Raw genomic sequence first — 15,419 nt, forward strand, 5'->3', positions numbered from 1 at the left:
TAGTTTTATAGGGTAATCTATTTTAGATAGTAATTTAGATAGTAATTTAGATAGTAATTTAAACGGAACTATTATGAAAAAGACTGAAGAAACACAATCTCAAGATAAACAAAGCTTGAAAAATCAAGCCATCAATATTAAAGAGAAAGCCTCTGATGGTAAAGAAATTAATCCACAAGTGAAGCAAAAGCAAGAGAAACATCAGCCTCGTGATAATGCGTAACTTAAATTTAAAACTCAAATCAGTATGACAGCAACTAATGTATTAGGAATGGCAAATTTTCTTGTTAAAGGGAAAAAGATGAGTATGGTTCTGATAGGTATTCAATTGGCATATTTAATTTATAAATACCAAAAAGATAAAAAATCAGAACCAAAGCAAATTAAAGCTTAATTTTGACTAGGCCTTAAGTAATTAAACACACTTATATTGAAAAACCCAGTAGGTCGCTACTGGGTTTGTTTTTTTCTTTTATTAATGTTTACTGATTAATTTCAATCAAAGTGAAACTGTAAAACATCGCTATAATTCTTTGATAGCCACATAATAATTTGGGTCAACTGTCAATGAATTTTCCCTAGTCTTTAGTGTTGTCCAATTTGTTTTTGGGACTATGCGTTGTCGTTTTCCATCTATAGTCACATCAATTGGCATGTCAAAATCAGCAATTGTATCTGCCCAACGGTAGTTTAACTGCCCATCAGTCCATTGGTATTCTAAAGTTGGAAGCCGATGATCTCTCAAATACTGATCAAAGAAGGCGCTTAAATCAATGCCAGACATTTCAGAAATATAATTTTCAATCTGAGCAGTAGTCACAGTTTGATGGTAGAAGGTATTGTTTAATCCTCTTAAAATTTCACGCCATTTCGCATCATCATTTATCCAATGTCTCAGCGTGTGCAGCATATTGGAACCTTTGTAGTACATGTCTCCTGATCCTGATTGGTTCACGCCATACGGTCCAATAATTGGGCTGTCATTTAAAATAGCGCGGCGTGTTCCGATCACATAGGCCGCACCGGCGTCCTTTCCATAAAAATAATCTAAAAACAAACTTTCTGAATAGGCGGTAAAACTCTCATGAATCCACATGTCCGCAATATCTTTGTAAGTGATATTGTTGGCAAACCATTCGTGACCCGACTCGTGGATGATGATGAAATCAAATTTCAATCCCCAGCCTGTGCCTGACAAATCATTGCCTAAATACCCTTTTTTATATTGATTGCCGTACGTTACTGAACTTTGGTGTTCCATCCCTAAATAAGGCACTTCCACCAATTTAAAACCATCTTCATAAAACGGATAGGGGCCAAACCAATGTTCAAAAGCTTCCATCATTCGTGGGGCATCCTTGAAATGTGTTTTTGCCTTATCGAGATGGTCCCGTAACACGTAATAATCCATTTTTAAAGGTCCTTTTTCGCCATTATAAACTTCTGAAAAATGGACATAATCGCCTATATTGACGTTGACGCCATAATTATTGATGGGATTATTGACGAACCAATTATAAGTCTTTTTCCCATTGTTATGTTCTTCAATACTGCGTAATTGACCATTAGAAACATTCATCAAGTCCTTAGGAACAGTTACGCTGATCAACATGCTATCTACTTCATCGTACATATGATCTTTATTGGGCCACCACACGCTTGCGCCAAGTCCTTGGCAGGAAGTCGCTACAAAATCATTGCCGTTGTCATCTTTTTTCCAAGAAAATCCACCATCCCAAGGCGCTCTTATGGCTTCTTTAGGTTGCCCTTCGTAAAACACGTCTAAACTTTGAACACTTCCAACTTCCTGCTTCTTTTTTAAGGTGATAAAATGGGCATTGCCGTCATTTGAAACCTCTAAAGGAATATCATCTTGAGTGATTTTGGTAATGGTTAAAGGAGCCTGTAAATCAATTTGAAGCACGTTGTGTGGTTCCAAAACCTTATACTGAACGGTGTTTTTTCCTTTAATGGATTTGGTTGCGGGATCTACTTCAACATCGAGATGGTAATAGGTCAAATCCCACCAAGCGCGTTCGGGCGTTATGGAACCTCTCAACGTATCCTGTCTTGTAAACGATTTTTCTTGGGCCGTTGCGGTTTGAGAAATTACTATGGCAATAACTATTAAAATGTACTTGTTCATGGTTTAATCTCTTATAATTGAATTTGGAAACACAACTACGCTCTCATGACCATTAGCACCCACAGAAGCGACGCCAAAATAGTAATTGTCAATGACAATGCCATTGAGCGTAAATTCTTCGCTATTTGTAACGTATCGTGAATGGTCCCAAGTAGGGGAGGTTGTGTCTCGCCAATATATTTTATAGCCTTTTGCGCCGTCTACCTTGTCCCATTTTAATTTAGCTGACGGCTCCACAATCCCACCAATAGCAACTGTTTTAGGTGGAGGCGGAGCGGATGCTAAACTCGCCATGTTAATCGCATTGACCGTGGTTAATTTAGCAGCATAGGGGAAGTTAACGTGTTCAAAGGTATCACCATAGGCAATGCCGTTTTCAGTACGGATATCCTGATGTTGCTGGGTATAATTTTCGTGGGCCTCCATAATACGGATGCCAGGAAATCCTAAATCGTTAAACGGACGGTGGTGCCCGCCTCTGCCAAAACGATCTAATCTATAGACCAGCATCGGATTCATTTCTGGCATATACGTTTGTGTAGTTTTGTATACATAACGTGCCAATTGACGCGAAATCCCATCGACTTCGCCACCATAAAATCGGCGCATTTGACGCTCCTTTTCAGTTTCAGTAGGAGGGACGGGTTCAGAGAAAATTCTAAAGGAACGGTTGTCAATGACCCCATCAACACCTTCTATATTACCGATCATGTCATTATTGAGAACTCCAATAATGTCCCAACCTTGTGCCTTAGCATAAGCAGCCAAACCAGCACCGCCAAAAAGACCTTGTTCTTCTCCGGATAGCCCTACGTAAATAATGCTGCTTTCAAATTTATATTTTGATAACACACGAGCCGCCTCAATGGTTCCCGCCATTCCGGACGCGTTATCATTAGCGCCGGGAGCGTCAGTAGTGAAATCCATGGTATCGCTGCCGCGCGAATCAATATCACCACTCATAATGATATAACGGTTGGGATATGTAGTGCCTTTTTGGATGGCTACTACATTAACTACATAGGCATCGTGTGGCACCCGGTTATTACCTTCTTTGGTTACAAAATCTTTTTGGTAAGAAACAGAAAAACAGTTATTGCATTCTTTGGAGATGGTTTCAAATTCTTTTTTAATCCAACGTCGGGCAGCACCAATACCCCGAGTTTCGGAAACGGTATCGCTAAAGGTATTTCGGGTTCCAAAATTGACCAGCGTTTGCACATCTTTTTCAATGCGGTCTGCCGAAACAGCGTCAATAATGTCGTATATTTTTGGATCTGTTTGGGCATTCAGGCTAACACAAATGCAAAGTGTCAAGCCATATTTTAAGATTGTAGTCATAAAGGATTTATTTAGAAGAGGTGTGGATGATTTATTTTTTATAAGGGAATTTTACGTTTTCAATACTGCCATCATCTTGCTTTATATCAACGTAAACGTTCATTTCATGATCACTTATTTTCTCAAAGGTCATGCCTTCAAAACTAACTTTTTCGGACGTAATTTCTTGTAATGGAAAATCAATGGTCTCATCTTTTTCTTCCCATCCTTTAAGATCATTTCCAAAATGTTTAAGCTGTAAGATGAGGGTGTTTTCGATTTCCCGTATGATGATGATCTCATAGAACACCACTGTATCCTTATCGGTTAGTTTAAACGTGGCCATCATCGATCCGCCGGAAGGTTCGCTCCAATTTTCTTCCGTTTGACCGCCAAACGCTTCGCCTTTCCAATTGCCGGAAATCCATTTAACCTGTTCCAATGTGGGAACTGTACTTTCTTCTAAAAACTTTGGATTAATGACCTCCTTACCAGTCAACTCCCCAACAATCACTAATTTTTTACCGTTCGGGCTTATCGCTAAGCGGGTCAGATTAGTAATACCAAAGTCTTTTAGTGAGGCCACTTTAAACCAACCAGAGTTTTTACTGATGCTGAGTTTATAAATAGCGTCACCTTTAGTCATAAGGATGTTATCTTCTGTGAGCCAATTTAAGTCTTCACTATCAGGAAGTGTCTTTGCAATAGTTTTAATCTTGCCGTTTAGGGAATTGTACGATTTGATATCGGAGGCACCAACCGAGTTTTTAGAAATAAAACTGATCAATTTCGTGTTTGGAATGTGCTGAAGCGATCTTCCGACAGAAGTCGCAATTCTTTTATTCTCATTGGAGTTTAAATTGGAGGAATACAGTGACAGTCTATCATTTTCTAATACTGCTGACACCAGTTGATTCTCGCCAGTCCAGGCATGGTAACCGACTATCAGATCTTCAACCAGCACTTTATTGGTGATGAGTTGTAAATCATAACGGTATAAGCGCTGCGTGCCATTAGGATCTAGCCGAATGGCGGATACTGCATTTTGATTAGGAATTTTTAAAGGTGAATATTCGCTACCTTCAGTATAGCAAATCCATGTTTTGGAGCCATAATGCAGATCATATTTAACGATATCGGTTTGGCCATTTCTAGTGCTAGAGAATAAAATGGTTTGATCATCTATAAACGACGGCTGATTATCATAACCTTCATTATTTGAAATGTTTTGAACCTTGGAGAGTTTAAAAGCACCATGGTCCGTATGTAAATCAAATAGGAAAACCTCAGTATTGGGTTGTGCAAAACTCATCAGAGGACTTAGCACAACTAGAAGTATTAAATAGGATCGCATGGGCATAAATTTTCATAAAGATATCATTTTTGAATCTATTCTATAAGAAAAATTTGGATAACGAGGTGCCTATTCCATCAAACGAAAGTAAGCGAGCAGTGCTTATTTACATTAAGCAAAAAGCCAATTCAAATTCATGAATTGGCTTTTCTTAGTTAATAAAATTTATGTTAGTCAGAATTTTAGAAACTATATTTATTGTCAGCTTTCACTTTTTCAGCAATTGCTTTACGTAAATCAACGATGTCTGGATAATTTGCATATTTTACATAACGTTTCAGACCCATTAACATCATACGTTGCTCATCTCCTTCAGCGAATGAAATAATACTTTCCTTACCATTCTTTTCTACAATAGAAACGGCATTGTATAAGTATAATTTAGACATGGCAATCTGAATTTCTTGAGAGGCTTCACCAAAACGTTTAGCGTTTTTCTCAGTTCTCAAGATAGTGGATTCTGCCATATAAATTTCGATTAAAATATCAGATGCAGCCAATAACAATTGCTGTTGATTGTCTAATTTTTCGCCATATTTTTGAGCTGCAGCACCGGCAACCATCAAGAAAACTTTCTTCAGTTTAGCAATCATTTCCTTTTCTTCTGCAAATAATTCAGAGTAATCAGGGGTGTCAAAAGATGGAATGCCCATCAATTCATCAGCTACTGCTTGAGCAGGACCTAATAAATCGACATGACCTTTCATAGCTTTTTTAACCAACATCCCTACAGATAACATTCTGTTAATCTCATTTGTTCCTTCGTAGATTCTTGCAATACGTGCATCTCTCCAGGCCGCTTCCATAGGCGTGTCTTTAGAAAAGCCCATCCCACCAAAAATTTGGATACCTTCATCAGCGCAATGTTGTAGATCTTCAGAAACTGCCACTTTTAAAATAGAACACTCAATAGCGTACTCTTCAACACCTTTTAATTCGGCTTCTTGATGCGAATTACCTGCAGCTTCACGAAGCGCAATACGGTCTTCAATGTTTTTAGCAGCTCTATACGATGCCGATTCCCCAGCATAACAATTGGTTGCCAATTCAGCTAATTTCAATTTAATAGCGCCGAAGTCTGAAATTGGAGTGTTAAATTGCTTGCGTTCATTGGCATATACAATGGCGTTTGTTGTAATTCTTCTTTGAGAATCTAAACACGCTGCTGCTAATTTAATACGACCAATGTTTAAGGCGTTCATAGCTATTTTAAATCCTTCGCCACGACCAGCCAACATGTTTTCAACCGGAACTACTGTATCACTAAAGAATACTTGACGTGTTGAAGAGGCGTGAATTCCTAATTTATGCTCTTCTTCACCTAAAGAAATGCCATTGTGAAGATCTTTCTCAACGATAAATCCGGTGATGTTTTTATCATTTTCTATACGCGCAAATACAATAAACAAGTCGCAGAATCCCGCATTGGAGATCCACATTTTTTGTCCGTTGATTTTGTATGATTTGCCATCATCAGAAAGTGAAGCAGTAGTTTTACCAGAATTGGCGTCAGATCCAGCACCAGGTTCGGTTAAAGCATAAGCCCCAAACCATTCGCCTGTTGCTAATTTTGGAACATATTTTTGTTTCTGCTCTTCAGTTCCATAAAGGGTAATTGGCATTGTACCAATTCCTGTATGTGCTCCAAAAGCAGTACTGAAAGATCCTGTTCCACTAGAAATGTACTCACATACAATCATGGTGGACACGAACCCCATTCCCAATCCGCCGTAAGCTTCAGGAACAGATACGCCTAAGAATCCCATTTCTCCAGCCTTACGCATGACTTCTTCAGTAAGTGCATAATCTTTGGCCTCAAAACGATCTCTGTGCGGAATGATTTCACGATCATTGAATTCAATAACCGAGTCACGCATCATTTTTTGCTCTTCGTTAAAATCTTCAGGCGTAAATACGTCTTCGCATTTTGTTTCCTTCACGAGGAATTGTCCACCTCGTAGTATTTCTTTTTCTTGTTGTGCTTCCATGTTGTTAGTTTAAGAAAAGAGAAAAAAGAGAAGAGAAAATAGACTACTCATTTAGTCCATTTTGAAATCCCATCGTCATTCTTTGGAATTCTTCTATTTTTTCTTCTAGTGTTTTTAAATTTTGTTCGTTTATATATTTTCTGTGTTTTGCTACCAATAATTGAGTTCCTAATTCAAAGGAAGATCCTAAAGAGATATCGAGATAATTGCTAAATGATTTGTTTGTTTTTGCAGATCCTTCAGCAATATTACTTGGTATTGAAACCGAGCATCTATTCATTTGGGAACTTAGGTCAAAACGTTCGTGCTTTGGAAACTCGATTAATAAGTCAGAAATATCATTTGCGATTTCCAATCCTAACGCCCAAATTTTCAAATTTTTATAGTTATGACGTTTTCTAATTCCCATTATAACTTGTCTCTTATCTATTTTCTCTACTCTATATTCTAATTGAGAAATTCAAATATCCCACAAGCACCTTGACCTGTACCTACGCACATCGTCACGGCTCCGTATTTTCCTTGCATATTACGCTGACGCATTTCATCAAATAACTGAACCGATAATTTTGAACCCGTACAGCCTAGTGGGTGACCTAAGGCAATGGCACCTCCATTCACGTTGATGATGTCAGGGTTTAAATCCAATTCTCTGATAACGGCAAGAGATTGTGAAGCAAACGCTTCGTTTAACTCAATCAATTCTAAGTCTTTTTGCTGTAAACCTGCTTGCTTTAACGCCTTCGGAATCGCCTTCACAGGACCGATACCCATAATGCGCGGTTCAACACCTGCAGCGGCATAATTGACTAAGCGCGCAATTGGTTCAAGATTTAATTCTTTAACCATGTCTTCACTCATAATCATTACAAACGCAGCACCATCACTCATTTGTGATGAGTTTCCTGCCGTAACACTTCCGTTGGCTGCAAATACTGGACGCAATTTAGCAAGGGCTTCTATGCTTGTTCCTGCTCTTGGACCTTCGTCTTTAGTGACTGTATAAGATTTTGTGGCTTTTTTACCGTTGGCATCGATATACGTTTGATCCACAGTAATTGGTACAATTTGTTTTTGAAAACGATCTTCTGCTTGCGCTTTCAATGCTTTCATATGCGAATGATAGGCAAATTCATCCTGATCTTCACGAGACACATTGAATTGGTTGGCCACTGCTTCTGCAGTATTTCCCATGCCCCAATAATAATCCGGGTGACCCGCTTTTACGGTATCGTAATTTAATTCTGGTTTAAATCCTGTCATCGGTACAGCACTCATGCTTTCAGCACCACCTGCAATGATGCAATCGGCCATTCCTGCTTGAATTTTAGCAGTGGCAATTCCAATAGTTTCGATACCTGAGGCACAAAAACGATTAACGGTTACACCGGGAACATCTACACTGTCCAATCCGATTAACGAAATGAAACGTGCCATATTAAGGCCTTGCGCACCTTCTGGCATGGCGTTACCCACAATAACGTCGTCAATACGTTTCTTATCGAGGTTAGGCAATTCTTTCATCATGTACTGAATGGTCTCAGCAGCGAGCTCGTCCGTTCTTTTAAATCGGAAAACACCTTTGGGCGCTTTACCAACAGCAGTTCTGTATGCTTTTACTATATATGCGGTCTTCATAGTTGTATTTTATGTTTTTAGTGAGAAAAGAGAAAAAAGATAAGAGAAGTAAGACTTTTTTATCTGTTTCAACATTCTTAAATGGCTTCTTTTCTCTTTATTCTTTAATCTATTTTCTAATTACGTAACGGTTTCCCTGTTTTCAACATGTGTTGAATTCTTTCCAAAGTTTTTCTTTCGGTACATAATGATAAGAAAGCTTCACGTTCCAAATCCAATAAATATTGTTCCGATACTAAAGTTGGTTCTGATAAATCGCCTCCAGCCATCACGTAAGCTAGTTTGTTGGCTATTTTTTGGTCATGTTCACTAATGTACTGGCTGTCTTCCATAGCATCTGTTCCTACTAAGAACATTCCTAAGGCTTGCTTTCCGAGCACTTTAATATCAGTACGTCTTACAGGTTGCGTGTAACCCGCATCTGCCATTAGCTTAGCATGTGCTTTCGCTGTCGCCAACTGTCTGTCTTTATTGACCACCACAATGTCTTTTCCTTTTTGTAAGAGGCCTAAATCAAAAGCTTCATAAGCCGAAGTAGAGACTTTAGCCATACCAATAGTTAGGAAATAATCTTGAAGGGTATTTAATTCTACATCCCCTTTTCTAAAGGTATCCTGAGCACGTAAGGCCATTTCTTTAGAACCACCGCCGCCAGGAATCACACCGACTCCAAACTCTACTAGTCCCATATAAGTTTCAGCTGCAGCAACTACCATATCAGCGTGTAATGAAATTTCGCAACCACCGCCAAGTGCCATACCATGAGGTGCAGCAATCGTTGGGATAGCAGAATAGCGCATGCGCATCATCGTATCTTGGAAATATTTAATTGCCGCATTCAATTCATCGTATTCTTGTTCAGCAGCCATCATAAAGATCATTCCGATGTTTGCGCCAACAGAGAAGTTTGCAGCTTGGTTACCAACAACTAATCCTGCGAAATCTTTTTCAGCGATGTCAAAAGCTCTATTTAAGCCTGAAAGTACATCACCTCCTATAGTGTTCATTTTAGATTGGAACTCAACATTTAAAATGCCATCTCCTAAATCTTCAACAACAACACCAGAGTTTTTAAAGACTTCTTTCGACTTACGGATGTTATCTAAAATGATAAATGCATCCTGTCCTGGAACTTTCTCTTGTTGTTTTGATGGGATATTATAAAAGAAAGTATTGCCTTCTTTAACTGTATAGAATGATTTGCTGCCCGATGCTAACATCTCTGTAACCCAGGCTGCTGGTTCTAAACCTTCTGCTTTCATCAATTCTATTCCCTTTTCAACCCCAACGGCATCCCAAATTTGGAAAGGGCCGTGTTCCCATCCAAATCCAGCTTTCATAGCGTCGTCTATTTTATAAAGCTCATCGGTTATTTCTGGAATTCTATTGGAAACATACGCAAACATTGCAGCGAAGTTCTTTCTATAAAATTCGCCTGCTTTATCTTTTCCTGAGATTAAAATCGGGAAACGGTCTACAACTTTATCTACAGTTTTTGTTAGTTCTAAAGTTGCAAATCGAGCTGATTTTCGATCTCTATATTCTAAGGTGTTGAGATCTAAGGTTCTAATATCCTTACCTTCTTTTTTGTAGAAACCTTGGCCAGTTTTACTTCCCAGCCATTTATTTTCCATCATGGTAGTGATGAAATCTGGTAATTTGAAAAGGTCGTGCGCTTCATCATCTGGACAGTTGTCGTAGATGCCGTTAGCCACGTGGACTAATGTATCTAATCCAACCACATCTACAGTTCTGAAGGTCGCCGATTTTGGACGGCCAATAACCGGTCCGGTTAATTTATCTATTTCTTCAACCGTCAAGTCCATTTCCTTAACTTGATGGAACAAACTCTGAATTCCAAAAATTCCGATACGGTTTCCGATAAATGCCGGTGTATCCTTAGCAATAACGGATGTTTTTCCTAAGAATTTTTCACCATAACCATTTAAGAAATCCAACACCTCTGGAGATGTTTTTGGACCAGGAATGATTTCAAATAATTTTAAGTAACGCGCAGGGTTAAAAAAGTGGGTTCCACAGAAATGCTTTTGGAAATCTTCACTTCGGCCTTCACTCATAAAGTGTATAGGAATACCTGAAGTGTTAGACGTAATCAACGTGCCAGGCGTTCTGTGTTTCTCAAGTTTTTCAAAAACTTGCTGCTTAATATCCAAGCGTTCCACAACAACCTCCATAATCCAATCTACATCTTTTACTTTGGCAATGTCATCTTCAAGATTACCTGTCGTAATTCTACTTGCAAAAGATTGGTGGTAAATAGGAGAGGGTTTCGATTTTAGAGAGGCAGTTAGAGAATCGTTTACAATTCTGTTTCTAACGGCTTTGTCCTCTAAAGTTAATCCTTTCGCTTTTTCAGCATCTGTCAATTCTCTTGGAACAATGTCAAGAAGCAACACATCAACACCAATATTGGCAAAATGACATGCAATACCGCTTCCCATAATTCCAGAGCCAATAATGGCTACTTTTTTTATTCTACGTTTGCTCATATTGTTATAAACTATTTTCTTTTTGATTGTAAATATTTTTGTTTGAAATCATGTTATTGATTTTTTCAGCCACTTCATAAAAGTGTTTCAGTTGTTCATCAGAGACGTTCTTTTTAATGGCTTCATTGAAAATCAGAACTTTCTCTCTAGAGTAGGCGCGTTTTTCTTTCCCAAAATCGGTCAGAAAAATTAAAACGCCGCGGCCATCTTCCGGATTGGGTCTGCGTTCAATTAAGCCTCGTGCTTCCATAGCTTTTAAAGTTCTGGATAAACTCGTGGCTTCCATGCCCATTTTCGGTCCCATAGCAGTAGAAGGAGTTCCTTTTTCGGGGTCAATACTCAGTAATGCGAAGCCGGTTGCCATAGTAGTGTCAAATTTTGAAGCTTCTTCATTATACATTTTTGTAACTGCTAACCAAGTGGTTTTTAGCACATAATCAATGGTTTTATCTTTCATTGTAAATCATAAGGAATCCAAATATACAAAAATTTATTATGCATGCATAGTAAATTGAAACTATTTATTCAGAAATTTTATAACTGATAAAATGCCCTCATCGCTTCAATTCGATAGCTCAATTCTCTCAAAACTGTGCCTGTAATTTGTATTTTTGCGATTAATTCAACCTGAATTGCGCCATGAGATTATTTTTTAGAAAACAGGAATACGGTATTTTAGTTTACCGACTGTTTTTGGCTTACGTATTCTATTTTTTGGCAAGAATTCTATTTTTCTTCTACAATGCTTCAGTTTTAGAAGTGCATTCAGTTACTGAGTTTTTTAAATTATCCTATTACGGACTGGCTTTTGACACGGCAGCTATATTATATGTCAATTTGCTCTTTATTCTACTATCCATTGTGCCGTTGCGAATATCAACAACATCAGGATATCGTAAACTCTTAATGATAGTCTACTTTGTAACTAATCTTGTGGCCTACGCTCTTAATTTCGTCGATTTTATTTACTACAAATATAATTTTGCCCGAACGACACTATCGGTATTAGATGTTGTAAAGAATGAAGGCAATAAAATAGAAATGTTTTTCAGGTTTATGATTAGTTATTGGCACGTTTATGTACTATTTATAGTGGCGAGTATCTTATGGGTATATCTCTATAAACGTGTAAAACTCCCTCAAATAGAACAACGTCTTTCCAATAAAGCCTATTATTTGTCGTCCATAATCGGATTTGTCATCATCGGAACTTTAATAGTTGGAGGTATCAGAGGAGGCGACTTCAAAAAAAGTACGCGTCCAATTAATTTGGTAGATGCGAGTAAGCACGTAGAGAAATTGGAACAGGCAGATTTGGTGCTCAATACGACCTTTGCCTTTATAAGGACCTTTGGGAATAACAGCTTTAAGAAAGTAGATTTCGATATTAGTGATGAGGAGGTTCAATTTTACATCAAGCCAATTAAACAATACACTACCAATCCAGCAACAAAGCCCAATATTATTGTCATTATTACCGAAAGTATGGGTAGGGAATATATTGGAGCGTTTAACGAAGATTCTGGGATTCCCAATTATGAAAGTTATACGCCATTTCTAGATTCCTTAGCACAGCACAGTCTGATATTTCCGAATGCTTTTGCCAATGGTGCAAAGTCTATTCATGGGATGTCGTCTGTTCTATCCGGAATTCCTTCGTTTGTTGATGCCTTTACATCTTCTAGTTTTTCCAATCAGAAGATTCAGAGTTTGGTTTCAATAATGAATGATTTAGATTATGATACCTCGTTTTTTCACGGCGCTCCCAATGGTTCAATGGGCTTCTTGGGGTTTAGCAATATTCTAGGGTTTGATCATTATTATGGTATGGAAGAATATGGTAATGATGATGATTTTGATGGCAGTTGGGGTATTTGGGATGAACCATTTATGCAATTCATGAAAATGACACTCGACAAGAAAACAGAGCCGTTTTTCAGTTCTATATTCACAGTGTCTTCACACGAGCCGTTTAATATTCCTGAAAAATATGATGGAAAGTTCCCAAAAGGATATGTAGATATGCATGAGCCCGTCGGGTACACCGATTATGCATTTAAAACGTTTTTTGAAGCAGCTAAGAAAGAACCTTGGTTTGACAATACTATTTTTGTCATTACTGCAGACCATCCTAATCAGGTCTATTATGACCAGTATAACAAAGTGATTAATAGGCGAGCGGTACCAATTATGTTTTATAAATCAGATGGAAGCCTGGTAGGATCCGATGCCAAATTGGCTCAGCAAATTGATATTTATCCTACTTTAATGGATTTGATCGGGTATAACAAACCCTTTAGAAGTTGGGGAAGGAGTCTTGTTTCTGATGACGGCGTAGAACCTTTTGCGATAAATCACAACGTCTCTCAATACCATATGTTGCGTGGCAATTACATTTGTACATTTGATGGTAATCGCGCTACAGGATTTTATGATCTTAACGATAAGAGCTTAGAGCATAATCTAATTGCGAACAAAACACTAGAAATGGAAAAAGTAGAATTGGCCTGCAAAGCGTTTTTGAAGGATTATTTTGAACGGATTGTGGATAAGAAGTTGAACTAAAGAAAAAGAGCTTCAACAATTGAAGCTCTTTATATTACGATCTGTATATTTTCTCAATAAGATCTTTATACATTTCTTTGATGATCTTTCGTTTCATTTTTAAGGTAGGCGTTAAATGGCCACCCTCAATGGTCCAAATATCTGGAGTGATTTCAAAGCGTTTGACTTGTTCCCATTTGCCAAAATGCTCGTTGGCAGCATCTATCTCTTTCTGAATTCGCGCAATGACCACGTCAGATTTTATAATGGAAGCATTGTCTAATGCAATGTCTTTATTTTTCTTCTTAATCCACTCTTTAATGAATTCAAAATTTGGTTGGATTAAAGCTGCAGGCATTTTTTCGCCTTCGCCAATCACCATAATTTGCTCAATAAATCGGGATTGTTTCAATTCATTTTCAATCAACGCAGGCGCGACATATTTGCCGCCAGACGTTTTAAACATTTCTTTTTTACGGTCCGTAATCTTTAAAAAGCCGTCTGCATCAAATTCGCCAATGTCGCCAGTGTGAAAATACCCGTCGGTCATAACTTCTTGGGTCTTTTCAGGTTCTTTAAAATAGCCTAGCATAACGTTAGGTCCCTTAACAAGAATCTCACCATCAGCCGCAATCTTCACGTCCAGTTTCTCAATTACTTTACCTACGGTACCCACTCTAAAACCACCGTTACGCATATCATTCACCGCAATTACAGGAGAGGTTTCCGTCAAACCGTAGCCTTCCATGATGGGCATACCTGCAGCCGCAAACGTACGGGTTAAACGGGTTTGCAGTGCGGCACTACCAGAGACCATCAGGTCCAATTCGCCGCCAAGACCTTCTTTCCATTTGCTGAAAATCAGTTTTCGAGCTAATTTAAGCTGAGTTTCATACCACCAGCCGTTAGCGCCGTAAGGTTCATATTTTAAGCCCAATTCGATGGCCCAAAAGAATAATTTTTTCTTAACGCCAGTCAGTTCGCTTCCTTTCGCCACAATCTTATCGTAAACCTTTTCGTATAACCTTGGTACTGCGGTCATCACATTTGGTTTGACTTCCTTAAGGTTGTCACTCATTTTATCAATAGATTCGGCAAAGTAAATCTCCACACCACACACTTGGTACAGATAAATTACCATACGTTCAAAAACGTGACATACCGGTAAAAAACTTAAGGATTTTGATTTTCCATTTTCAAAAGGCACCCGTTTTTGACTTGCTAAAACATTAGATACTAAATTGTCATGAGACAACATGACTCCCTTAGGTCTTCCTGTAGTTCCGGAGGTGTAAATTAGCGTGGCCAAATCGTCAGGTTTTACAGCAGCCATACGGGCTTCAACTTCCTGTTGATTGCTTTTGTCTTTGCCTAGTTCTAAAACTTCATTCCAACTTTTTTCGCCAACGATATCGTCAAAGGTATAGACTGCTGTCAATTTTGTATTGGCTTTAATAGCATTGACCTTGGCTAACACTTCTGCGTCAGATACAAAACAAATAACAGAGTCAGAGTGGTTGAGAATATATTCATAATCCTGTTCAGAAATGGTTGGATAAATTGGGGTGTTCTGGGCACCAATTTGTAAAATTCCAATATCCATAACGTTCCATTCAGTTCTATTATTGGTAGAAATGACGGCAATTTTATCGTTTGGTTGAATTCCCAAGCGCAATAAACCTCTACTTATAGCATTGGCTTGGTCTACATATTCCTGAGAAGAAATTGATTTCCATTCGCCGTTGTATTTTGTAATAAGCGCTTTATCAAGATTATAATGTTCTAATTGATATTTTGGAATATCAAAAATTCTGGTAATACCTGTCATCAGTTATGTGAAGTTTAGTCTTTGCAAAGTATGAAATTAAATAGGATTTTCAAATGTAGACCTAAAAAAAGGGGTGTTTTATTACTAAAAA

Annotated in this window: 12 protein-coding genes; 3 read left to right on the forward strand and 9 right to left on the reverse strand. The window is 38.2% G+C overall.

Going from position 1 to position 15,419, the window contains the following annotated elements; translation table 11 throughout:
- Window positions 1–73: 73 nt before the first annotated feature.
- Entirely contained in the window at window positions 74–223 is a 150-nt protein-coding gene (locus ES711_RS16225; protein ID WP_170245221.1) for a hypothetical protein, read from the forward strand.
- Between the two features lie 24 nt (window positions 224–247).
- Entirely contained in the window at window positions 248–394 is a 147-nt protein-coding gene (locus ES711_RS16230; RefSeq protein ID WP_170245222.1) for a hypothetical protein, read from the forward strand.
- Between the two features lie 129 nt (window positions 395–523).
- Here ES711_RS16230 and ES711_RS01760 read toward each other — a convergent pair whose 3' ends face one another.
- The 8 genes from ES711_RS01760 to ES711_RS01795 form a co-directional block, all read right to left on the reverse strand.
- Window positions 524–2,146 carry a M1 family metallopeptidase gene (locus tag ES711_RS01760; protein ID WP_146889080.1) on the reverse strand — a complete coding sequence of 541 codons (1,623 nt, stop codon included), beginning with the start codon at window positions 2,144–2,146 and terminating at the stop codon, window positions 524–526.
- A 3-nt stretch (window positions 2,147–2,149) separates the two neighbouring features.
- A complete protein-coding gene (locus ES711_RS01765) occupies window positions 2,150–3,487 on the reverse strand; it encodes a M28 family peptidase (RefSeq protein ID WP_146889083.1) in 1,338 nt (445 codons plus the stop codon).
- A gap of 31 nt (window positions 3,488–3,518) precedes the next feature.
- Window positions 3,519–4,778: a DUF6265 family protein gene (locus ES711_RS01770; RefSeq protein ID WP_170245223.1), complete on the reverse strand. Its 1,260-nt coding sequence runs from the start codon at window positions 4,776–4,778 to the stop codon at window positions 3,519–3,521.
- Window positions 4,779–5,002: 224 nt separating this feature from the next.
- A complete protein-coding gene (locus tag ES711_RS01775; RefSeq protein WP_146889088.1) occupies window positions 5,003–6,808 on the reverse strand; it encodes an acyl-CoA dehydrogenase family protein in 1,806 nt (601 codons plus the stop codon).
- Between the two features lie 43 nt (window positions 6,809–6,851).
- Window positions 6,852–7,217: a four helix bundle protein gene (locus tag ES711_RS01780; RefSeq protein ID WP_211363039.1), complete on the reverse strand. Its 366-nt coding sequence runs from the start codon at window positions 7,215–7,217 to the stop codon at window positions 6,852–6,854.
- Between the two features lie 38 nt (window positions 7,218–7,255).
- A complete protein-coding gene (locus ES711_RS01785; RefSeq protein ID WP_146889091.1) occupies window positions 7,256–8,446 on the reverse strand; it encodes an acetyl-CoA C-acyltransferase in 1,191 nt (396 codons plus the stop codon).
- 116 nt (window positions 8,447–8,562) lie between these two features.
- Window positions 8,563–10,956 (reverse strand): 3-hydroxyacyl-CoA dehydrogenase/enoyl-CoA hydratase family protein, encoded by a 2,394-nt coding sequence (locus ES711_RS01790; protein WP_146889093.1) that lies wholly within the window; start codon window positions 10,954–10,956, stop codon window positions 8,563–8,565.
- Window positions 10,957–10,960: 4 nt separating this feature from the next.
- Window positions 10,961–11,413, reverse strand: coding sequence for a MarR family winged helix-turn-helix transcriptional regulator (locus ES711_RS01795; RefSeq protein WP_146889096.1), 453 nt, complete (start codon window positions 11,411–11,413; stop codon window positions 10,961–10,963).
- 182 nt (window positions 11,414–11,595) lie between these two features.
- On the opposite strand from ES711_RS01795, the gene ES711_RS01800 reads away from it, so the two are divergent.
- Window positions 11,596–13,521: an LTA synthase family protein gene (locus ES711_RS01800; RefSeq protein WP_146889099.1), complete on the forward strand. Its 1,926-nt coding sequence runs from the start codon at window positions 11,596–11,598 to the stop codon at window positions 13,519–13,521.
- Window positions 13,522–13,555: 34 nt separating this feature from the next.
- Here ES711_RS01800 and ES711_RS01805 read toward each other — a convergent pair whose 3' ends face one another.
- Window positions 13,556–15,328, reverse strand: coding sequence for an AMP-dependent synthetase/ligase (locus tag ES711_RS01805; RefSeq protein WP_146889102.1), 1,773 nt, complete (start codon window positions 15,326–15,328; stop codon window positions 13,556–13,558).
- Between the last annotated feature and the right edge of the window lie 91 nt (window positions 15,329–15,419).

Origin of the sequence: Gelidibacter salicanalis, from assembly GCF_007997285.1 — a bacterium.
Taxonomy (GTDB): domain Bacteria; phylum Bacteroidota; class Bacteroidia; order Flavobacteriales; family Flavobacteriaceae; genus Gelidibacter; species Gelidibacter salicanalis.